Source organism: Loktanella sp. M215, assembly GCF_021735925.1.
Lineage (GTDB): Bacteria > Pseudomonadota > Alphaproteobacteria > Rhodobacterales > Rhodobacteraceae > Loktanella.
The window spans coordinates 485,861-508,637 of the sequence record NZ_WMEA01000001.1; the positions used below are offsets into that span (position 1 = coordinate 485,861).

Here is a 22,777-nt window from a genome sequence, read left to right on the forward strand (position 1 = left end):
TCATTGTGGCCCCACGCTGTGCGAATTGATGTAGCGATGCGCCGCCTCGATCGCGGCGTTCACGGCGTCCGGCACCGACTTGTTGCGCGACTTCGCAAGCTTGATCAGCATCGGCAGGTTGGCGCCATACAGGATGCGCCGATTCGCGGGACTGCAGGCCCGGAGGCTGAGGTTGCTGGGCGAGCCGCCGAACATGTCGGTCACGATCACGACGCCGTCGCCCACATCGACCGCATCGGCGGCATCGCAGATCTCGGCCTGCTTGCTGCTGCGGTCGTCGTCGGGTGCGATCGCGATGGCGCAGATGCCGTCCTGATGGCCGACAACATGTTCCACAGCTGACAGGTATTCCCGTGCCAGATTGCCATGCGCCACGATGACGATACCGATCAAGCGTTCTGTCCCCGGTCTGCACCGCCCGTCGTTGTGGCGCGGCGTTCCATCTCTCGGTGTCGTTTAGACACGGGCCAGCCGTCCTGCGCAAGGGACGCCGCCAGTCTTTCGGCCATGACCACCGACCGGTGCTGGCCCCCGGTACATCCGAACCCGATCGCCAGATGGGCGCGGCCCTCGTCCTTGTGGCCGGGCAGAACCAGATCGACCAGCGCCTTGATCTGCGTCAGGAACGGCACGAACCTGGGATCCTGCGCCACATAGGCATCCACATCGGGGTGACGCCCGTCGTGGGCGCGCAAATGCGGATCCCAATGCGGGTTCCGCAGGAAACGGCAGTCGAACACCATGTCCAGACCGCGTGGCAGGCCACGTTTGTAGGAAAACGACTGAACCGATATCCCCAGCAGCTTGCCCTGACCGGGCGCAAACATACGGTCCATTTCCGACCGCAGATCGTGCGGGCTCATGTCGGAGGTATCGAGCAGGACATCGGCGCGCACGCGGACGGGTGCCAGCAGGTCCTTCTCGGCCGCGATACCGGCAAGGGGCGGGCCGGCGGGCGCGAGCGGGTGGTGGCGCCGCGTCTCTGAATAGCGGCGGATCAGGGTGTCGTCATCGGCTTCGAGGTAGAGGACCTGCATCGTGTGGCCCAGCCGCTGGGCAAGGGAGTCGATGGCGGCAATCAGGGCGTTGCTGCTGAAGTCACGGTTCCGGACATCAAGACCCAGCGCCAGCGGACCCGTTGCAGGCCCATCCAGAAGCCGCGGCAGAAGTGAGAGCGGCAGGTTGTCGATGACTTCGAACCCGAGATCTTCCAGAGCGTTGATCGCCGTCGACCGTCCTGCCCCGGACGGGCCGGTGACCAGCAGAAGGCGGATTCCAACGGTTTCGGCTCTTAGAATTTCAGGCGTCATCACTCGGTCCGTCCGCCACGCATGTACAGCATCAGCGCCGCCGCGAAGTCTAGACCCGGTGCGGGATGAAGCAAGGGAAAGTCGCATCCCAAGACCGTGACCGTCTGCGGGACCGGAAGCCGTGCCTCGCTTTCGCGGTCAAGGTCGACGACGCAGGATAATCGTGTCGGCGGCGCCGGGGTGGCGCGCAGCAGGCCCATACCGCGCGCCTCGATCAGGCCACGCAAGGCGGGCGGACAACTGGCGAGCACATCCGCGCCGCGCAATGTCAGGACGACCCGGTCGTCCGCCACCAGATCAGCGCCGAACGCCATCATGCGCAGGGCCAGATTGGATTTGCCTCTGCCCGACGCCCCGTGGATCAGGACGGCTTTTCCCATGACGGCGACGGCCGTGGCGTGAACGCTTTGCGGAGCGGTCACCGCTTAGACCGGCAGACCCACGACAAACCGGGCGCCCAGCGGCTCCGATGTGATGTCGGCTTCGGTCGGTCTGATATTTTCGGCCCAGATCACCCCGCCATGCGCCTCGATGATCTGTTTGCTGATCGCCAGACCCAAGCCGGAATTGTTGCCGAACTGACCCTCCGGTCTTTCTGAGTAGAACCGTTTGAAGATCTTTACCAAGGCGCCGTCCGGAATGCCCGGCCCGGTATCTTCGACCACCACGAGGATGCGGTTTTCACGGCGGCGCGCCCAGACCCGGATCGCGTCGCCCTCGTCGCAGAACGAAATTGCGTTGGTGATGAGGTTGACGAAAACCTGCGCCAGACGCCCTTCCAATCCCTGAACCATCAAGGGTTGGTCGGGCAGGTCAGAGATATATTCCACGCCCTTCACTTCGGCTTCTCGTGCAAGGAATTCGTTGAGGTTGCCCAGCATCTTGAGCAGGTCGAACGTCTCTTCCTCTTCCTTGACCAGTTCCGAATCGAGCCGCGAGGCGTTCGAGATGTCGCTGACCAGCCGGTCCAGCCGCCGCACGTCGTGTTCGATGACCTCCAGCAGCTTTTCGCGGTGGTCTTCCTTCTTCACGATCCGCAACGAACCGACAGCAGAACGCAGGGACGCCAGCGGGTTCTTGATCTCGTGCGCGACGTCGGCCGCAAATTGTTCGTTGCCTTCGATCCGTTCGTAAAGGGCCTGCACCATTCCGCGCAGCGCGCCAGATAGCCTGCCGATTTCGTCCGGACGCCCGGTCAGATCGGGAATGCGCACGCGCGTCGGTGACATCTTGCGGGCGTTCTTGTCACGGCCCATTTCGGCAGCCGCAGCCAGATCGGCCAAGGGATTGGCAATGGTCGACGCCAGAACAAGGCTCAGGATCACGCTGACGGCCATGCTGACCAGAAACAGGCGCAGCACCTGTTCGCGTTCGCGGCTGACCAGGGCATCGAGTTCGCCTGCCGCGCTGGAAATCGACACCACGCCGACGGCGCGGCCGCCCTGTTCGATCGGGGTCGATACGATAAAATTCGTGCCTTGCGCGGTCTGGATCGCACGCACGTTCGCCCCGTTCGCGATCACACTGGCCACGGCGTCGGGTGTCAGGTCGCGCGGCGCGTCGATCGTCGGCACCTCGGCAGAGATCAGGCCACGCAATCCGGCCCAGAGCCGCGACAATGCGTCGGTTATCACGGTCGTCCCCTGATCCAGACGCGAATTGTCCGGGACGACAGGGCCGCCCTTTCCCGTTGCCGTCGCCACGATCTGCCCCGACGGGCTGTAGATACTGACGTCGATGCCGCCGCGCAGGTCCATGTTGGCCAGTGTTCTGGCCACGTCGATCCCGTCACCGCTGACCAGATCGACAGGCACCGTCAGCGGCATCCGCGCCTCCAGCACGTCGGCGATCAATTCGGCCTCGTTTACCAGACCGTTGGCCCGCTGATAGGCAAGATTGTCGCGCGACGGGTTCAGGTAGAGGACTCCAGCGACCAGCAGGATCATTGCCAGCAGATTGAAGGTGATGATCTTGCGCGCGATCGGCGACGACCGCAGATTGACCAGCCGCCGCGTCTTGCGTTGTCGCATCATTTCACGCTCCGACGCCGATTGCGGGGCGATCCAGTCGTCACCCAGAACCAGTTCGGGTTCATTCCGTGCGGCCCGCCGCACGGAATTCAGGTCACGGACGTCGATGTGGCGGGCAGCGTCGGTCATGGTCAGGCTTCGTTGTACCGGTAGCCGATACCATAAAGCGTCTCGATCGCCGAAAACTCATCATCGGCCTGACGCATCTTCTTGCGCAGCCTCTTGATGTGGCTGTCGATCGTGCGGTCGTCGACATAGATCTGGTCGTCGTAGGCGACGTCCATCAGCTGATCGCGCGATTTCACGAATCCCGGGCGCTGGGCCAGGGCCTGCAGCAGCAGGAATTCCGTCACGGTCAGAGAGACGTCGGTCCCTTTCCATTTCACCGCATGACGCAGCGGGTCCATCGTCAGATCGCCGCGGACCATGACCTTGTTTTCCTCGGTCTCTTCCACGACCTCGCCGCCGATGACGTCCTGACGCCGCAGCAGTGCGCGGATGCGTTCCACCAGCAGGCGCTGGCTGAACGGCTTCTTGACGTAATCGTCCGCCCCCATCCGCAGGCCCAGAACCTCGTCGATTTCGTCGTCCTTGGACGTCAGGAAGATGACCGGCATCGACGTCTTCTGCCGCAGCCGCTGCAGCAGGTCCATGCCGTCCATGCGGGGCATCTTGATGTCAAGCACGGCCATGTCCGGCATGCGCTTGTTAAAGGCATCGAGGGCGGATTGCCCGTCGTTGTAGGTTTCGACCTCGAACCCTTCGGCTTCGAGAGTCATCGACACGGACGTCAGAATATTCCTGTCGTCGTCAACCAGTGCGATCTTAGACATGGGTTTTCCCCTACTGCTCAATTGTTGTTATTAGCTGCTTTTTCAAAAATCTTTCGTTGGTTTGCCATAGCGAATCAACCCTCTAAAGCGAATCAGCCAGTGATCCGTGCCTAATTTGCGCCACAATTTCCGAAGGAATGGCTAATGGGTCACAATCGTGCGCGGCAGCCCGGTTTGATTGCGCTAACATGTCGCTGGTTGCGCTAACGTCGCAAATCTGGGCTGTTACGTCGGAAAAACATGGTGCTAAGACGGGCGCAGGCCAGGAACGGCCGCAACCCAAGGAGCGCACCCATGGACCATGGAACGGTCAACCCCGCGATGAAACTTGAGGATCAAGGCATCACAGGACTGGGCGCTGTCTATTATAATCAGTCCGCCCCCGACCTGCAGACCGCCGCCGTCGGCAACGGCGAGGGCATCAATGGCAAGGGCGGCACGTTCCTTGTCACCACGGGCAAGCATACGGGCCGGTCGCCCAAGGACAAGTTCGTCGTCCGCACGCCTGATGTCGAGGACACGATCTGGTGGGAGAACAACCCGCCGCTGGATCCTGCGGATTTCGATGTCCTGCACGCCGACATGCTGGACCACATGAAGGGCCGCACCGCCTACGTTCAGGATCTGTTCGGCGGCGCCGACCCAAAGTACCGTCTGGATGTGCGCGTCGTGACCGAACTGGCGTGGCACGGTCTGTTCATCCGCCACTTGCTGCGGCGCCCCGCGGAATCGGAACTTGCGGAATTCGTGCCTGATTTCACCATCGTCAACGTCCCGAGCTTCAAGGCCGACCCGGCCCGCCACGGCTGCCGGAGCGAGACGGTCATCGCGCTGAACTTTGCCAAGAAGATCATCCTGATCGGCGGCACGGAATACGCCGGCGAGAACAAGAAATCCGTGTTCACGCTTCTGAACTACCTGCTGCCGGCACAGGGCATCATGCCGATGCACTGTTCCGCCAACCACGCCACCGGCAACCCGGTCGATACGGCGGTCTTTTTCGGCCTGTCGGGCACCGGCAAGACGACGCTGTCCGCCGATCCGTCGCGCACGCTGATCGGTGACGACGAACACGGCTGGTCCGACCGCGGCATCTTCAACTTTGAAGGCGGCTGCTACGCCAAGACGATCAACCTGCGCGCCGAGGCGGAACCCGAAATCTATGCCACCTGCACGATGCCGCATACGGTGATCGAGAACATGGTGCATGACCCCGAGACGCTGGAGCTCGATTTCGACGACGCCAGCCTGACGGCGAACATGCGCTGCGCCTATCCGCTCGACTATATCTCGAACGCGTCTGACACGTCGCTGGGCGGGCATCCGAAGAACATCATCATGCTGACCTGCGACGCCTTCGGTGTGCTGCCGCCGATCAGCCGTCTGACCCCGGCGCAGGCGATGTATCACTTCCTGTCCGGCTTCACGTCCAAGGTGGCCGGCACCGAGCGTGGCGTGACCGAGCCGGAGCCGACCTTTTCCACCTGTTTCGGTGCGCCCTTCATGCCGCGCCGGCCAGAGGTCTATGGCAAGCTGCTGCAGGAGAAGATCGCATCCCACGGCGCGACGTGCTGGCTGGTGAACACCGGCTGGACCGGCGGCGCCTATGGCACCGGGTCGCGGATGCCGATCAAGGCGACCCGCGCCTTGTTGACCGCCGCACTGGACGGCAGCCTCGCTGAATCGACCTTCCGCAAGGACCCGAACTTCGGTTTCGACGTGCCGGTTCATGTCGAGGGCGTCGATGACACGCTGCTGAACCCGCGCCTGACGTGGTCCTCTCCAGAGGCGTATGACGCGCAGGCGCGCAAGCTGGTGCACATGTTCTCTGACAACTTTGCGAAATACGTGCCCTACATCGACGACGATGTGAAAGCCGCGGCGATCGGCTGACCAAGGCCGGGCGGCATTTTACCACTGCCCTCGCCAGCGTAACGACGATAGGGTCAGGCCATGCGCCTGACCCTTTTTCTTTGCCTCATGTCGTGTCCCGCAGCGCTTGTGGCGCAGGGGGCCACGATGACCAGCCCGGCGATCGCATCGCTGGAAACGGGCGTGATCTGCCCGCCCCCCTCTGTCGGCGAATCCGAGGCACCCGGCACCCTTGCGGGAACGACTCACCTGATCGAGGAAGAGCCGCCTTTCGTCTCGAAGTCCAATGGCGTTCCGGCAGTCATTGGCATCGGGTTCGGTGCCAAGAGCATGACCGCCGACCTGTTCGGCCTGCAGGATGTCACGATGACCGTGACGCACCCGCCCATGGGCAAGGACGGAATCACCAGCCAGACGTTTCAGACCCGCATTGACGGGACGGAACCGTCGTTGACCTTCTATCAGTTCGATTTCGCCTACGAGCTGGTGCAGGGGGAATGGCAGATGGAGGCATCGAAAGATGGCGACATCCTGTTTCGCACCACCTTCGAGGTGGTCGCACCCGGCACCGTGCCCGAACTTGCGCGGATTTGCGGATTCGAAGACCTGCTGTCCTGACGGCAAGGGTCCCACGGGCAGAGGCGTCGCTGTGTCGTCTGCCCTGTCCGTCCGCGCAACTGCGGCCATGCGCCGATCAGGTCAGAAAACACATCTCCCTAAAGGTTAAGAAAAAATTGACTTCTCAATCAAAATCAGCATTTAATCGCCTATTATAAGATTCATTAAGCGCCTTCTTGCCGATTCGATATTAAAAATTAAGCACATTGGAGAACTGTAGCCTATGGCAGTCGCTTCCAAAATATCGACCGTGGGGATTGTAGACGATCACGCCTTGTTCCGTGAAGGTCTATCAGCCGTTCTGTCGCGATCAATGCAATACTCTGTCGTCTTCGAAGGCGAGACCGCTGACGATGCCGTCAGCAGTGTACTGACACACCTTCCGGACCTCGTTCTTCTTGATCTCGGGTTGCCCGGCAACACGATCGATGCCCTGCGCAAGATCAAGGAGCGCGCCCCGAAGACGTTTTGTGTCATCCTGACGTCCTGCGACGATCCATTGAAGGCCATGGCGGCCCTGTCGCTTGGCGCTGAAGGATACATCCTGAAAGGGATCAAGGGTGACGACCTGTTGCAGGCGTTGCACGGCATCCTTGAACGCCGGACCTATGTCTCGCCCGAATTCGCGATGCGTCTGGTGACGGCCGCGAACGCTCAGTCGCGCAAGAGCCATCAGACCACCGACCTGTCCTACCGCGAAGAGCAGGTGATCCGCGAGGTTCAAAACGGCCTGACCAACCGCGAGGTTGCGAGCCAGCTGAAGCTGAGCGAGCAGACCGTCAAGTTCTATATGTCGAGTGCGATGCAGAAGCTTGGGGTGAAGAACCGCGTCGGTGCCGTCCGGGAATACCAGAAACGGACATCGGAGTCGGGCGACTTCGCTAAAGGACTGGCACACTGATCCGCACGATGCAGCCGCCGTCGGCCGGCGTGTCCAGTTCCAGCCGCGCGCCGATCCGCCGCGCCTGATCCTGCATCCCCGAAAGACCGTGATGGTTGGCCGCCACCTTGTCGGCCAACACATCGTCCGGCGGCAGACCGGGCCCGTGATCCGCGACTTCGATCACCAGCCTGCCGTCGGACAGGCCCGCGGTCACGGATTGCCCGCGCGCGGCCGCGTGACGAAAGCCGTTGTTCAACGCCTCTTCCACGATCCGCGACACGCCGCGCTGCGCCGGCAGGCGCAGAAGGTCCGTCAATTGCAGACCATCCGTCACGACGTCGGCCTTGCTGCGCTGCGCGTAGGCGGCGACGACATCGGACAATGCCGCCGGCTGTCCGCAGCCGGACGCCAGCAACCTGTTGGAAATCTTGCGCAGCTCGACCTGGATGCGGTCCGTGGTCGCCTGCATATCGTCGACATCGTCTGATCTGGCATCGCCGCGGCGTCCCACCACCGCCAGATTGTCCAGGGCAAGGCTGAGGTAACCCAGCATCTGCACCGGACCGTCATGCAGTTCCTGGCCGATCCGCCGGCTGACCTCCTTGTCCATGTCTTCCAATTGCCCCCGCGCCGTTTCCAGTCCGGCCCGCAGCTGTGCTGTATCCGCCTGCAGCGCTTCACGCTCTTCCTGAATGCGCAAAATGGCGGCCTTCTGCGATTCGATGGTGCGGCTGCCTTGGCGGAAGACGGCAAAGAGGCCCGCAAAGATCGCCAGCCCGCACACCGTCAAGACCACCCAGTCGCCCCGCAACAGGGCGAACAGTTCGGTGCGTATCCGCGTCGCGTCTTCGTAGAATTCCCCGACGGCGATGATGGATCCGTCGGCCCTGCTGCGCAGCGGGACGTAGATCTCGAAGATCGGACCCTGGAATTCCCGCTCGAACACATTCTCTTCGTCAGAGAGGTTGTCGAAATAGGCGGCGGGCTGGCCGGTCAAAGGCACGACGAGATCGTCGGTTCCAAAGTTCTGTCCGACCAGTTCGCCGTTGGTGGCGTGAACGATCGTGCCCGTCGGGTCCCAGATCTTGATCGACAGAACGTGCCTCCGGAGCGTCGGATTGTTCATGACCGTGTCGAGCGCCGCGCGGTCCTGCTGCGACAATGGCTGACCACCGGCCATGCTTTGCACGTTCGGTTCAAGAAAGGTGGTCATGTAGAAGGCGGTCGAGACCTTGGTATGATCAAGCAGGTAGGCCGAAACGCTGGTGGAGACGAGCGAGCCGAGACCGACGACGATGATCACGATCGACAGAAGTGCTGTCAGAAGAAACTTTTGTTTCAGCGACATACCATACCTCCGCGCCGTATGCGTCGACTGTAGGGGCAACGGGGATCAAGTCTATCGGGATTAAACCAAAGGTTAATACTTTATTGAACCTTGGTGGCGCCGCGGGGACTGACGAAAGGCTGAAAGACCCTGTCGAACTGCTGAAAAACGACTGAACCAATTCGTCTGTTGTGCCGGGTCGTGTCGCGCAACTCTCAGGGTACGGTTTTTTTACAGATTTGATTTACGCGGCGAAAGTTAAGGAAGGATTAATCCCCGCCCGAACTTCGCACGACGCTTACCCAGTAACCGCAAAAATTCATTACGGCCTGCCAATTCCGGCAGCGGCCGCCATCAAAAGACCTGCCTGGGGAGGCTTGCCATGACTGTCGAACTGAAACCCTTCGTGCTGAACATCGGCGACATCACGTTCCTTCTGGATCAAGTGAACCTGACGCCGCTTTTCGATGCGGCCGGTAATCTGATCATGAACTGGGGTGGCGACACCGCGATCTATGCGACCTCGGCCGGTGCCGCCGGCGCGCCGGAGACCCTCCTGTTCGATCCGCTGGTCACGCCGCTCGACCCCGCTCTGGCCATCGCGAAATATGGTCATTCCTATTATTCCGTGGCCGACGCCGCAGGCGTGCGCGATGTGGCCGGCGTGGCCAACAACCTGCATGTGGGCAATGAATACTGGGGCGCGACGGATGTGCCGTTCCTGAACGTGGGTGCGGCGAGCGATCTTGGCTACGGTCACTACACGACGGGCAACTATCTGTCGGCGGAGGCGCCGAACTACACGATCAGTGGCGACGGCACGACCGTCATCATGGACAACGTCACGGACTACACGCCCCGCATGATCACGCAAACGATCATGACCGGCGGTGTCCGCCTGTTGCTGGACACCGACGACCACATCGTTCACTGGGATCCGACCGCCTATGCCACCGACGCCGCCTACCGCGCCCTGATTGACGTTAACAGCATCGACGTGACCAAGCTGGTCGAGGGCACGGCGATCGTGAACACCCAGCCCAACATCGTAGGCACCTATGATGCGGGGCTTTATGCCTATGGCCTGCTGATGCAGGCGCTGGGCGTATCTGCGGCGGGTCAGGTCGGCCACATCGGCCTCAGCATCGATGTGCCCTTCCTGCAAGAGGCGGTTGACCAGCTTGACCTGATCACAATGCACAACATCGACGTCTCGGCGTTGTCCAACGGCGACACGCTGATCGACATCAGCATGAACCCCTACGGTATTCTGGGCGAGATTGGCGTGCCGGACCGTCAGAATGCGAACAATGGCGAATTCTTCCTTGAAAGCCAGAACCCCGGCGTGGCCCCGACCAACGGTTTCTTTGCCGTCTTCGGCCAGTTCTTCGACCACGGTCTGGATTTCATCGGCAAAGGGGCGTCCGGCACCAAGATCACCATTCCGCTGCTGACGGACGATCCGCTTTATGGCGTGATCGGTCAGGATGGCCGTCCCACCACGTCCATCACCATCTCGCGCGCCAACGTCGATCATCTCGATGCGAACGGCGTGCCGCTCTATCAGAACCACACCTCGCCCTATATCGACCAAAGCCAGACCTATGGCAGCGTCGAGCAGATCACACAGATCCTGCGCGAATGGGTCGAAGACCCGAACGACCCCGGCCATTACATCCCCGGCGCACGTCTGCTGGACGGCGATCACACGGTGAAATGGGTCGATGGCTTCGGCACCGAGACGACATCCACCCTGCCGACCCTCAACGAACTGCGCGCCCATGTCCATGCAACCGGTCGCGAGGACCTGACATGGGCCGACGTTCTGGACCTGCGCCAGCGCGATGCGGCCGGACAGCTGGCCGATACCGACCCGAGCATGGCCGGTGTTCAGCCGGGGGGCAGCGGCCATGGCCTGTTGCTGGACATGAATCCGCGTGTCGACGGGGCGCATCTGCTGGCTGCGCTCGGTGGCGACGCGCAGGCGGTCATCGACGCGCAGGCGGTCATCGACGTGCTGTCGGCCGAGGTCGACTCCTACAATGTGGGGTCAGTAACGGGCTGGTCCTTCGGCATGGACGCCAACGGCGTCATCAGCCTGACCATTCCCGCCGGCATGATGGGGGCATCGGAAGTTGTCCTGACCGGCATCTCTGCCCTCTACCCGTGGATCAACTTTGGAACCTTCGACATCGTGGGGAACGCCATGTTCCCGGCCATGTCTGCCGATGCCGCAGCGGCGGTCGGAGAGGTCATGATGGCCGCGGTTGGCGACCACTACGTTGCTGGCGACGGCCGCGTGAACGAGAACGTGGCGCTGACCTCGATCCACCACATCTTTCACATGGAGCATGACTACCAGACCCAGAACCTGGAAATCGCGCTGTTCCAGCAGGATGCGCTGAACGGGACAGCGGGCGACCATTCGATCCTGAACGACTGGCAGGTGGGCGTAAAGACGGACGTAGCGGTCGGCACCGTCTCTGCCGCCAACGCCCTTATCGAATCCGCCGACGACGGTGACGCGGCGCCGACGAACATCTGGGTCGCCACCGATGGCATTCTGGCGCGCGACGACGACAACAACTACTACGTCGTGGCCGATGGCACCGTCACGGGCGACCTGCCCATGGGGCACAGCATCGTTCTGGGACGCGACGGCGCGACCATCGACGCGACGGGCAGCTACACCGATGCGGCGGGCCACGTGTCCTGGGATCAGGAACGCATGTTCCAGGGCGTCAAGCTGGTGGTCGAGATGGAATACCAGCACACGGCGGTCGACCAGTACGCCCGTGCGGTGTCGCCCGACATCCCCGAGTTTTCGGCCTATTCCACGGATATCGACGCCACGATCAACATGGCCTATTCGCAGGGCGCCTTCCGCTTCGGCCATTCCACCCTGCGCGAGACCATCGACACGATCGACCCGAGCGGTGACATGACCGGCCGCATCATGAGCTACGCGCTGGAACAGGCGTTCCTCAACCCAGCGCTGTACGAACAGGTCGGCGCGGCCTCGCTGGTGATGGGCATGACCCGTCAGGTAATGAACGACATCGACGAATTCGTCACCCCCGCCCTGCAGCAGGGTCTGCTGGGTCTTCCGATGGACCTTGCCGCGATCAACATCGCGCGGGGCCGTGACGTCGGCCTGCCGACCCTGAACCAGACCCGCGCGCTGCTGGACCTGACCGTCTATACCAGCTGGAACGACTTCGGGCAGAACCTCTATCACAGCTCGTCGCTGGTGAACTTCATCGCGGCCTACAGCTTTGACGGAGACATTCCCTCTGCGCAGGCGATCCTCGACAACGCCGCTACGGGCGACGTCGCCGCCCTGAACTTCCTCAATGGCGGCAACACGGATTTCAACGCCATCGACATGTGGATCGGCGGTTTGGCCGAGGCGCATATCTCGGGCGGTCTGCTGGGCGAGACGTTCAACGTCGTCTTCGTCGATCAGATCCAGCGCCTGATGGACGGGGACCGGTTCTACTACCTCTATCGTCTGGCCGGGACGCAGTTCGGTGACGAAATCATCAACGAACAGTTCAAGGACATGGTCGAGCGCAATACTGGCACGACCCACCTGAACGGCAACATCTTCGGCTATTCCGACAACTACTACGAGCTGAGCGACGCGCAAGTCGCGACGGAACGACTCTATGACGCGGACGGCGCCGGTGCGGTGGCCGACCCGCTGGTCTGGATGTCGGGCGGTGACCGGACAATCGAGGTGAGCCTGGTCAACGCCTCTTTCGAGGCCGACGTGCAGGCGCTTGGCGGTTACACCACCGAGAACGCGGCCCAGCCGATCGCGGGCTGGACCCTGACCGGCGGCGGTGGCGTCTACTATCCTGCCGGCACGATTGACCCGGCGGGCCATCAGGGCAACAACGTGGCCTACCTGCAGAACGGCGGTTCGGTGTCCCAAGACACCGGCGTCGTGGTGCGGGGCGGCACGAGCTACACGCTGAACGTGAATATCGGCGACCGCAACGACACGATCTTCGGCGGCGGCATCATGCGCCTGTTCGCCTCGAACGGCACCGAGACGATCGAACTGTCCAGCATCCCGCTGGCAGTGCCTATGGACGGCCATTGGGCCGTGACGTCACTGAGCACCGGTCCGGTCCTTCCGATGTATACGGGTTATACCCTGACAATCGAGATCACCAATACCAGCCCCGGCGCCGGATCCAATCAGGTGCTGCTGGATCAGGTCAGCCTGACGGCGGATGTGCCGGGCGGTGTCTTCGATCCGGCGGCGACCTACTACGACGCACAGGGTGTCGCCTATACCGCGACCCGCCCGATCCCGGTCGATGCGAACGGTCTGGCGACCGTGAACCTTTACGGTCCGAACGGCGATCACGCGAACACGCCGCTGGTCGGTGTCGGTGGGCACTTCGACCCGGCCATCGCCTACTACGACGTGGCCGGCAATCCTGCGGATCAGCACAAGTACGGCGACATCATCGCGGCCTACAATGACGACCATCCGGGCGCCTCGATCGGCATCTACACCAATGGCGGCGCCTCCATGGCCGGCAGCGGACAGGTGGTTGTCATCAACGGCATCTCTTACATCCTCGACCAGCGTCCGGACCTTGCGCCCGACGCGCTGAACACGGACGGGACGCCCACGTCCGGCATCAATTCCAACGAGGTGCTGGCCGGAACCGACAGCGCCGACCTGATCTACCTCGGTTTTGGTGACGATACGGGCTATGCCGATGGCGGCAACGACATCGTCTATGGCGGCGGCGGCGGCGACCGGATCTATGGCGGCGCAGGCAACGACATCCTGTACGGTGACGATGCGCCCGACGTGGTCGACGGTGGTGAAGGCGACGACATCATCTATGGCGGCGACTCCGGCACATCGGTCGGCGGGTTCGACCAGCTGATCGGCGGCGCGGGCGACGACAAGATCTATGGCGGCGTCGGCATCGACAAGATCTATGGCAACGGCGGCGACGACGCGATCTATGGCGGTGCCGATACCGACCCCTTCATCTTTGGCGGCGACGGGTCGGACATCGTGGACGGCGGCGACGAGCAGGACAACATCTACGGCAACGCCGGTGACGACCTGCTGATCGGCGGCAACGACAAGGACATCCTGTTCGGTCAGGAAGGCGACGACATCCTGCGCCCCGGCATCCCCGCAGGATCCGCCAACGCAGGCGGCGGCAACACCGGCAACGCCGTCTTTGGCCCGGACGAGGTGGTCGGCGGTTTCGCCAACACCAACGAGGTCGACGCCGGCTTCGACCTGATCGACCTGTCGGACAATACCACCGCCTTCCAGCTGGAAGTGAACCTGAACGCCCAGAACAATCCGCTGATCCTGATCGACCAGAACCAGGTCCTGCCGACCATGATCGAGATCGACGGCATCATCGGCACGCAGGCCAGCGACACCATCATGGGCGATGTGACGGACAACTGGCTGATCGGTGCCGGGGGTGCCGACGCCTTCGAGGCCGATGTCGCAGCCCGCCTGAACGGCGCACAGGAGGCCATTCTGGCCGAGCGTGGCGGCAACGACGTCATCATCGGCGGCGCAATCCGTCTGGATGCGCTGATCGGGGCCTACGGCAAGATGGTTGACGGCAGCTTCGTGGCCGACGCCTACAACACCGCCTATAGTCTGATCGGCGCCAACCACCGGGTCGCCGCAGACGCCAGCCTGATCGGCGGTTTGCTGAACGGGACCGCAACCGCGGGCCTCTATGCCCTGCATTTCACCGAGATGCTGCGGTCGGCACAGTTCAAGAACCTGATCCTTGGCAGCGCCGCCAACGAGGTCGGCGATCTGGGCAATGATCTGGCAAGCAATCCCCTGAAGATGCTGGATACCAGCAACGACAGCGTCCAGTTCTCGGGCAACTTCGAGGATTACAGCGTGGTGGCCGTCGATATCAATGGCAACGAAGTGGTGGACCGCGTTGCCGATTACGACAGAATCGTCGGCGTCCGGCTGACGGACAACGGCACGGCCAGCACCGACCCCGCCCTGACCCGGGCGGCGACGGACGGAACCGACCTGGTCGTCAGCGTCGAGACCTTCCGGTTCGCCGATGGCCCCCTGTCCCTGCAGGAGCTGCTTGGGGTGAACTTTCCACCTGTCCTGAACAACGACCGCATCGTTGCCGGAGACGCCAGCTTCGACGTCCCGACCTGGGCGCTGACCGCCAACGACACCGATCGCGACGGCGATCCGATCGTGGTCACCGACACCTACAACGCCAACGGCCTCACCACCGCGGGACCGACGGATGGCCTGATCAGCGTGACTGACATCGAGGGCGGCACCAACGCCTTCCGCTACCACGTGACAGACGGCCAGTCGGCCCGCGTCAGCGTCATCTTCCAGCCAGGGAACATCATCACGGGCGCCAACGTCGATGACATCTTGGTCGGTACGGCTGCTGCGGATGTACTGAACGGCAACCGTGGCAACGACCTGATCTTCGCCGGGGCCGGCGACGACTCCATGGTCTGGTTCGCGAATAGCCCGAATGCCGTCGCGACCGACGGCCACGATTTCTTCGATGGCGGCGATGGCACCGATACCTTCACGATCAACGGCAACGGCACCGCCGAGACCTACCAAATCCTGACCTCCACGGTCGCCGCTGGCCTTGGGTTCAGCCCGCTCTATGCCGGGACAGAGATCGTCGTCGTCCGCGACGGCCAGATCATCGCCGAACTCGACAACATCGAGGAGATCGTGCTCAACACGACGAATCTGGCGGCAAATGTCGGTCTGGGTCAGGGCACCACGACCATCCCGGGCACGACCGGCGACACCATCGTCGTCGCGGGTGAATTCGGTGCCACCAGTCTGGCCTACAACACGATCCACGTGAACGGGTCGGAGGCGCATGACACCGTGGACATCAGCGGGCTCACCTCGGCGCATCGCATCGTGTTCGACACGCAGGGCGGCAACGACAGCGTCATGGGGCCGGTACGTCCACAGGACGTCATCATGCGCCCGGCTGGCGACGGCCCGGTGCAGCCAGAGACCGGAAATGACGACCAGGATGAGTACGAGGATGACACCGAGACCGGCCACGAGGCAGATCAGGGTGGGGATCAGGGCAACGTCCAGGGCACGGGCGACGACAGCAGTCCCCCTGCCGCTCCCGACGCCGATCCGATGATCCTCACCGGCACCGACGCCTCCGAGACTCTGGTGACCGAGACCGGGGCGGATCATGTGTTTGGCGGCGGCGGCGATGACAACATCATCACGGGTGCTGGGGCGGACATGGTCTTTGGCGACGGCGGGAGTGACCGGATCTTTGCCGGCGACGGGGCGGATTACGTCACCGGCGGGGCCGGAACGGATCTGGTCTTCGGCGGGGCCGGCGACGATACCTTCGTGGCGACTTATAGCGACGGCGATGACATCTATCATGGCGACGGTTTGGGGGGTGACAGCGGGTCGGACACGCTGGACATGGCGGCGATCAAGCTGGCCGTCACGGTCGATCTGGGGACCGACGGCAACAGCCGCGGCAGTGCCTACAGCGGCTGGACCGGGACCGATATCCTTTACGACATCGAGAATGTCGTGACCGGGTCCGGCGACGATGTCATCACCGCAAGCACGGCCGTCAACGTGATCGACGGCGGGGCGGGCATGGATATCTTCCGCTTTACCAGTGCGGCGGCGGCGGACGGCGACACATTGTCGAGTTTCCAGCCCGGCGACACCATCGATCTGTCGCAGATCGACGCGATGGCCGGACAGGCCGGGGATCAGGCCTTCACCATCACCAGCGGCGCGCTGACCGGTGCGGGGCAACTCCTGATCTCGGAGGAGGTGCGCGACGGCCAGACCTTCACCTTGGTGCAGGGCACGGCGGACGATGACGCAGAGGCCGACTTCACCATCGCGATCCGCGGATCGCATCACCTGACCGCGGGCGACTTCAGCCTGTGATCCCGCAGGCCCCGGGCGGCGTCACGCCGCCCGGGGCCCTACACGTCAGTCACATCACCTGAGGGGAAGCGTCATGCGCGCAGGGGACACCAAAGACCACATCAAGATGAAGCAGGTGCAGAAGATCACCGCCGGGCTGAAGTCCGTGCTGGTCTATATCTTCGGTCTGTCGGGGATCATCAACATCCTGGCCCTGACCGGGTCGATCTACATGCTGCAGATCTATGACCGCGCGCTGGGCAGCGGCAGCATTCCGACACTGCTGACGCTGTCGGCGCTGGCGATCGGGCTCTACCTGTTCCAGGGGCTCTTCGACATCCTGCGCTCGCAGCTGCTGGTGCGGGTCGGGGCGCGGCTGGACCGGCAGATCGCCCCCCTCGCCCACCGCGTCGTCGTCGACATGCCGCGCTTTGGCTACAGCACCGCCGAGGCGCTGGAGCGGGGCCGCGACGTCGATACGGTGCGCGCCTTCCTCGGCAGTCAGGGGCCGGTCGCGATCTTCGACATTCCCTGGATGCCGGTCTTTCTGATCTTCGTCTACATGCTGCACCCGCTTCTGGGCGCGCTGACGCTGGGCGGCATGGTCGTGCTGGCGATGATCGCCGTCGTCACCGAACTGCTGACCCGCCGCCTGACCGGGGCCACGCAGGCGGCCGTGATCGCGCGCAATGCCATCGCGGAATCCAACGCCCGCAACGCCGATGTCATCAAGGCGATGGGCTTTGCCGGCCGCGCGGTGGAGCGGTTCACCGCGGCCAACCGCGACCATCTGGACCTGCATACCAAGGCCAACGACATCTCGGGCACCTTCGGCGCGCTGTCGCGGGTGCTGCGGATGATCCTGCAGTCCGCGCTGCTGGGTCTGGGCGCCTATCTGACCATCACCGGCGATCTGTCGGCGGGGGCGATCATCGCCTCGTCCGTCGCCTCGTCGCGGGCGCTGGCGCCCATCGACATGGCGATCGGCAACTGGAAGCAGGTCGTGGGCGCCCGCGCCGCCTTTGCCCGCCTGAAGGAGACGGCCATCGCCCTGGCCAGCGCCCCCGCCCCGCTGTCTCTGCCCACACCGGTCGGATCCCTGCGGCTGGACGCGATCACCGTGGCCGCCCCCGGATCGGGCCGGGTGCTGCTGGCGGATGTCACGATGGAACTGGTGGCCGGTCAGGCGCTGGGGATCATCGGGCCGTCGGGCAGCGGCAAGACGACGCTGGTCAAGGCGATGACCGGCATCATGCCGGTGCTGCGCGGGGCGGTCCGCCTTGACGGCGCCGACCTGCCCCAGTGGCCCGAGGCCGAACTGGGCCGCTACACAGGCTATCTGCCGCAGGACGTCAGCCTGATGGACGCCACGATTGCCGAGAACATCGCGCGCTTTGCCGAACATCTGGACATGACGGCGATCGTCGCGGCAGCGCTGGCCGCGGGCGTGCACGAGATGATCGTGAAGATGCCCGACGGCTACCAGACGCGTCTGGGGGCGGGCGGCATCGCCCTGTCGGGCGGTCAGCGGCAGCGGATCGCACTGGCCCGCGCGCTTTACGGCGACCCGTTCCTGGTGGTGCTGGACGAGCCGAACTCCAACCTCGACACCGAGGGCGAGGCGGCCCTGACCGAAGCGGTGGCCAAGGTGCGCGCGCGCGGCGGCATCGTCGTCGTCATCGCGCACCGCCCTACGGCGCTGGCCGCGGTCAACATGGTCGCCGTCGTGCAGGGCGGGCGTCTGACCGCCTTCGGCCCGAAGGACGACATCATCGGGCCCAAGCCCGTCCCGCAACCCGCAGCAGACCGACCCGCAGCAGACAGGCCCGCCACAGACAGGCCCGCGGCGGCAGAGCCGCAGCCGATGGTCCTGCAACCGGCACACCGGGTGACGGCATGATCAAGGTCAAGAAGACACGGTCCGATGCGGATCAGAAAGACCCGTCGCAGCCCTACGGCTTTGACGACGGCGCACCGAAGGGCGGGTTGCCGCAGGCGATCGCCATGGCGGTCCTGTCGGTCGCCTTCTACCTGCGCTCAATGGTGAGCGGGCACACCGAAGCCGCCCGGCCCCAGACCGACGCAAGGCCGGACCAGCCGCGCCCCGCGGCGCCAGAGGATCCGCAGGTCGGCGCGGAACCCGTGGCGGCCGAGGCCGATGCGGCACCGGCGCAGGCCCCCTTCGTCGACCCCGATGCCACGGCCTTCATCGCGACCCTGTCGATCAGCACCGGCCGCAATGTCGTGTCACTGTTCCACAACACGGTGGCGCTGGACCGGGCGGGTCCGGGCGCGCTGCACGGCGGGACCGTCCCGCAGGCCGCAGGGGTCCAGACCTTCCACGGCGGCACTGCGCCGCACGCGAACAGCCTGCACCGCGGCGCTGACGTCGCAGGACCCGGCGGGCATGAGGCGCCACGTCCGGCCCCTGCCCCGCAGACGCCACACGCCCAGACACCACACGCCCAGACACCACACATCCAGACCCCGGACCCCCAGGACCCCGTGACCGACACGCCGGCACCGCCGGCGGTCCCGCCGGCCCGGCCCAACCGGGCGCCGGTGCGGCTGCGGTCCGTGACCCTTGACGACATTCTGGGCACCGGCGCGATCCTGATCGGCACCGCACACCTGCTGGAACATGTCAGCGATCCGGACGGCGACGTCCTGCGGGTCGTGGACATCACCGCCTCCGCAGGCACGCTCATCCCGGTTGCGGGCGGGTTCCTCTATACGCCGGACCCCGGCTATGCCGGTGTCGTGCAACTTGCCTATCAGGTCAGCGACGGTCAGGCCGCGGTCGCGCAGATGGCGCACCTGAACATCCGCCCCGTGTTCCAGGACGGCACGGATGCAGCCGACGTCCTGACAGGGACCGATGGCGTGGACGTGATCGCCGGGGGCCGCGGCGATGACCAGATCGCGGCACAGGGCGGCGACGATGTCATCTACGGCGGCGACGGGGCCGACCGCATCCTTGGCGGGGCCGGCGACGATCTGATCTATGGCGGGGCGGGCGACGACATCATCTATGGCGAGGCCGGGCACGACCGGATCGACGGCGGCGCGGGCCACGACATGATCTACGGTGGCGACGGGTCCGACGTCCTGACCGGCGGCGCGGGCGACGACGCGCTGTTCGGCGGCGCGGGCTCCGACATGATGGACGGCGGCACCGGTGACGATGTCCTGTCCGACGGGGCCGGGTCCGATATCGTGACCGGCGGTGCGGGGTCGGACACCGTCATCGTCAGCGCAGACCGCGCCGACGACACCTTCCGTGGCGACGCACCCGAACCGGGCGTCGCACCGGACACAGGCGCCGTCGATACGCTCGACTTCAGCGCCGTGACCGCCCCCCTGTCCATCGACATGACCACAGGTGTGGCCGAGAGCACCGACAGCGGGCACGACAGTTTTGCCGGGTTCGAGGTCGTGATCGCGGGCCGTGGCGACGACGTCATCCGCGGCAGTGCGGCGGACGAGGTGATATACGGTGCAGACGGCGCCGATGCGATCACCGGCGGGGCCGGCGATGACGCGCTGTTCGGCGGCACCGGCGACGATGTCCTGTCCGACGGGGCCGGGTCCGATATCGTGACCGGCGGTGCGGGGTCGGACACCGTCATCGTCAGCGCGGACCGCGCCGACGACACCTTCCAGGGCGACGCACCCGAACCGGGCGTCGCACCGGACACAGGCGCCGTCGATACGCTCGACTTCAGCGCCGTGACCGCCCCCCTGTCCATCGACATGACCACAGGTGTGGCCGACAGCACCGACAGCGGGCACGACAGTTTTGCCGGGTTCGAGGTCCTGATCGCGGGTCGCGGCGACGACGTCATCCGCGGCAGTGCGGCAGACGAGACCGTCGTGGACGGCGCGGGCCGCGATACCGTCACGCTGGCGGAGGGCCGCGACCGGATGGTCGTCACGCAGGACATGTCGGCGGACAGCTTCGACGGCGGTGCGGGTCAGGATACGCTGGATCTGTCGCAGATCGAGGGCCCCGTCGTGGCCGACCTCAGCACCGGGCGCGTCGCAGGCGTCACCGGCCCCGCGGACAGCTTTGACAGCTTCGAGGTCATCATCGGCACCACAGGCGGCGACCGGTTCATCATCGGCGACGGGTCCGTGACCCTGACCGGCGGTGCTGGCGACGACGTCTATTGCTTCAACACGGTCGATGGCATCGCGCAGAATACCGCGACGATCACCGACTTCGGCATCGGCGATGCGATCGAGACGCGGATCTGGCGCTTCTTCGAGGACGACGGGCGCGACGATCACGGCGGCCTGCGCCTCGATGGCGCAGCACCGCCCGACACGCTGCGGCCGCTCAACCTCAGCTTCAGCTACGAGACCGGCACCGATGGCGACACCACCCGGATCGACATCCACGAGGATGACATGTTCGACGCCTTCATCACCCTGACGGGCCACCACGTCCTGATCCTGCACGATGCCCTTTGATCTGACCAACGGAGAGACACGATGACGATGACCTATCCCGGCACGGCCCCGATGGCCCTCTCGGCAGACAAGGACGCCCTGCGCCTCTGGCCCCGGATGCTGACCGGCCTCGTGCTGGCCACGGCGCTGATCGGCGGCGTCGGCGGCTGGATCGCCACGGCCGAACTCGGCGGTGCCGTCATCTCGCAGGGCGTGGTCGTGGTCGAGGCGAACGTCCAGTCGATCCAGCACCGCGACGGCGGCATCGTCTCGGCCATCGCCGTGCGCGAAGGCGACGTGGTGACCAAGGGGCAGCTGCTGATCCGCCTCGACGACGCGCAGACGACGTCGGAACTGGCCATCGTGCAGGGCCAGACGACCGAACTGGAAGTGCGCAGCGCCCGGCTGACGGCGGAACGCGACGGCCGCGACCGGCTGGCGCTGGACCCCGACTGGATCGCCGCCCACCCCGAGGCCGCCGAGATGATCGCCGGCGAGACGAAGCTTTTCGACGGTCAGCGCCAGACCCGCGACAGCCAGCGCCAGCAGCTGGAACTGGGCATCTCGCAGATTACCGAGGAAATCGCGGGCCTGCAGGGCCAGCGCACCGCCAAGGCCGCCGATGCCACGCTGGTCGAGGCCGAATACGACCGCACCCGGTCCATGACCGAACGCAAGCTGATCGAGGTCTCGCGGCTCTACGGGGTCGAGCGCGAGCGCGTCCGCCTCGCCGGCGAGATGGGCGAGATCGAGGCCGCGATCGCCCGCGCCGCCGCCCGCACCAGCGAGATCCGCCTGCAGATCCTCGCCATCGACGACACCGCCCGCACCGAGGCGCAGCGCGAGCTGAGCACCGTCGTCACCCGGCTGGCCGAACTGACCGAACGCGAGATCGCGATCCGCGACCGGCTGAGCCGCACCGAGATCCGCGCCCCCATCGACGGCGTCGTCAACGAGCTGAACATCCACACCCTAGGCGGCGTCGTCACCCCCGCCGAGGGACTGGGCAACCTCGTCCCCGGGACAGCCCGGGTCGCCCGCCTGCGCTTTCCCGCCTTCAACCAGCGCGTCACCCCCGAACTGCGCGGCGCCATCGTCCACATCTCTCCTGCCACCACGATCGACCGCGCGACCGGCCAGTCCTACTACCAGGCCACCGTCGACATCGCCCCCGGAGAGATCGCAAAACTCCACGACAGCCACCTCATCCCCGGCATGCCCGTCGAAGTCTTCGTCACAACACAAGACCGCACCGTCGCATCATACCTCATCAAACCCATCACCGACAGATTCGCACACGCCTTCAGAGAACGCTGAAAGAGGGGGGGGCTCTGTCCGCTGACGTCCGGCGTGTTGCCACGACACGGCGCCTGACCCTGTCGGCGCAATGAAGGTGAGAGGATGAAACGAGAGCTGACACATCGGTTGTCCGGACCGGCAACCGATGTGTCCGTCGCCCCATGCCGTAACAGGACAGACCTGCGCAGGTCGGGCTGAACGGATGATGTCC

Annotated in this window: 13 protein-coding genes; 7 read left to right on the top strand and 6 right to left on the bottom strand. The window is 64.5% G+C overall.

Annotation, left to right across the window (positions count from 1 at the left end):
* The 5 genes from GLR48_RS02405 to GLR48_RS02425 are packed head-to-tail and all read right to left on the bottom strand — an operon-like array spanning position 1 to position 4,173.
* Positions 1–393, bottom strand: a complete 393-nt coding sequence (locus GLR48_RS02405; protein WP_237058355.1) for a PTS sugar transporter subunit IIA — start codon at positions 391–393, stop codon at positions 1–3.
* Positions 390–1,310 carry an RNase adapter RapZ gene (rapZ, locus tag GLR48_RS02410; RefSeq protein WP_237058357.1) on the bottom strand — a complete coding sequence of 307 codons (921 nt, stop codon included), beginning with the start codon at positions 1,308–1,310 and terminating at the stop codon, positions 390–392. Before rapZ ends, GLR48_RS02405 begins: the two co-directional genes overlap by 4 nt.
* Positions 1,310–1,732 carry an HPr kinase/phosphorylase gene (locus tag GLR48_RS02415; protein WP_237058358.1) on the bottom strand — a complete coding sequence of 141 codons (423 nt, stop codon included), beginning with the start codon at positions 1,730–1,732 and terminating at the stop codon, positions 1,310–1,312. Before GLR48_RS02415 ends, rapZ begins: the two co-directional genes overlap by 1 nt.
* A gap of 3 nt (positions 1,733–1,735) precedes the next feature.
* The gene (locus tag GLR48_RS02420; RefSeq protein ID WP_237058359.1) at positions 1,736–3,469 is read right to left on the bottom strand and encodes a sensor histidine kinase; all 1,734 of its coding nucleotides are present in this window, start codon (positions 3,467–3,469) and stop codon (positions 1,736–1,738) included.
* A 2-nt stretch (positions 3,470–3,471) separates the two neighbouring features.
* A complete protein-coding gene (locus tag GLR48_RS02425) occupies positions 3,472–4,173 on the bottom strand; it encodes a response regulator transcription factor (RefSeq protein WP_237058360.1) in 702 nt (233 codons plus the stop codon).
* Positions 4,174–4,467: 294 nt separating this feature from the next.
* Here GLR48_RS02425 and GLR48_RS02430 point away from each other — a divergent pair, with 294 nt between their 5' ends.
* From GLR48_RS02430 to GLR48_RS02440, 3 genes are all read left to right on the top strand, one after another.
* Positions 4,468–6,066 carry a phosphoenolpyruvate carboxykinase gene (locus GLR48_RS02430; RefSeq protein WP_237058361.1) on the top strand — a complete coding sequence of 533 codons (1,599 nt, stop codon included), beginning with the start codon at positions 4,468–4,470 and terminating at the stop codon, positions 6,064–6,066.
* Between the two features lie 60 nt (positions 6,067–6,126).
* Positions 6,127–6,663 (top strand): DUF3859 domain-containing protein, encoded by a 537-nt coding sequence (locus tag GLR48_RS02435; RefSeq protein ID WP_237058362.1) that lies wholly within the window; start codon positions 6,127–6,129, stop codon positions 6,661–6,663.
* A 223-nt stretch (positions 6,664–6,886) separates the two neighbouring features.
* Positions 6,887–7,564: a response regulator transcription factor gene (locus GLR48_RS02440; RefSeq protein WP_237058363.1), complete on the top strand. Its 678-nt coding sequence runs from the start codon at positions 6,887–6,889 to the stop codon at positions 7,562–7,564.
* Here GLR48_RS02440 and GLR48_RS02445 read toward each other — a convergent pair.
* Positions 7,545–8,894 carry a sensor histidine kinase gene (locus GLR48_RS02445; RefSeq protein ID WP_237058364.1) on the bottom strand — a complete coding sequence of 450 codons (1,350 nt, stop codon included), beginning with the start codon at positions 8,892–8,894 and terminating at the stop codon, positions 7,545–7,547. The genes GLR48_RS02440 and GLR48_RS02445 overlap by 20 nt on opposite strands.
* Before the next feature lie 361 nt (positions 8,895–9,255).
* Here GLR48_RS02445 and GLR48_RS02450 point away from each other — a divergent pair, with 361 nt between their 5' ends.
* The 4 genes from GLR48_RS02450 (at position 9,256) to GLR48_RS02465 (ending at position 22,584) form a co-directional block, all read left to right on the top strand.
* A complete protein-coding gene (locus GLR48_RS02450) occupies positions 9,256–16,836 on the top strand; it encodes a peroxidase family protein (protein WP_237058366.1) in 7,581 nt (2,526 codons plus the stop codon).
* A 73-nt stretch (positions 16,837–16,909) separates the two neighbouring features.
* Positions 16,910–18,715, top strand: coding sequence for a type I secretion system permease/ATPase (locus tag GLR48_RS02455; RefSeq protein WP_237058367.1), 1,806 nt, complete (start codon positions 16,910–16,912; stop codon positions 18,713–18,715).
* Complete coding sequence (locus GLR48_RS02460) at positions 18,712–21,288, top strand: calcium-binding protein (RefSeq protein WP_237058368.1); 2,577 nt, start codon at positions 18,712–18,714, stop codon at positions 21,286–21,288. Before GLR48_RS02455 ends, GLR48_RS02460 begins: the two co-directional genes overlap by 4 nt.
* 21 nt (positions 21,289–21,309) lie before the next feature.
* Positions 21,310–22,584 (top strand): HlyD family type I secretion periplasmic adaptor subunit, encoded by a 1,275-nt coding sequence (locus GLR48_RS02465; protein ID WP_237058369.1) that lies wholly within the window; start codon positions 21,310–21,312, stop codon positions 22,582–22,584.
* Positions 22,585–22,777: the final 193 nt, after the last annotated feature.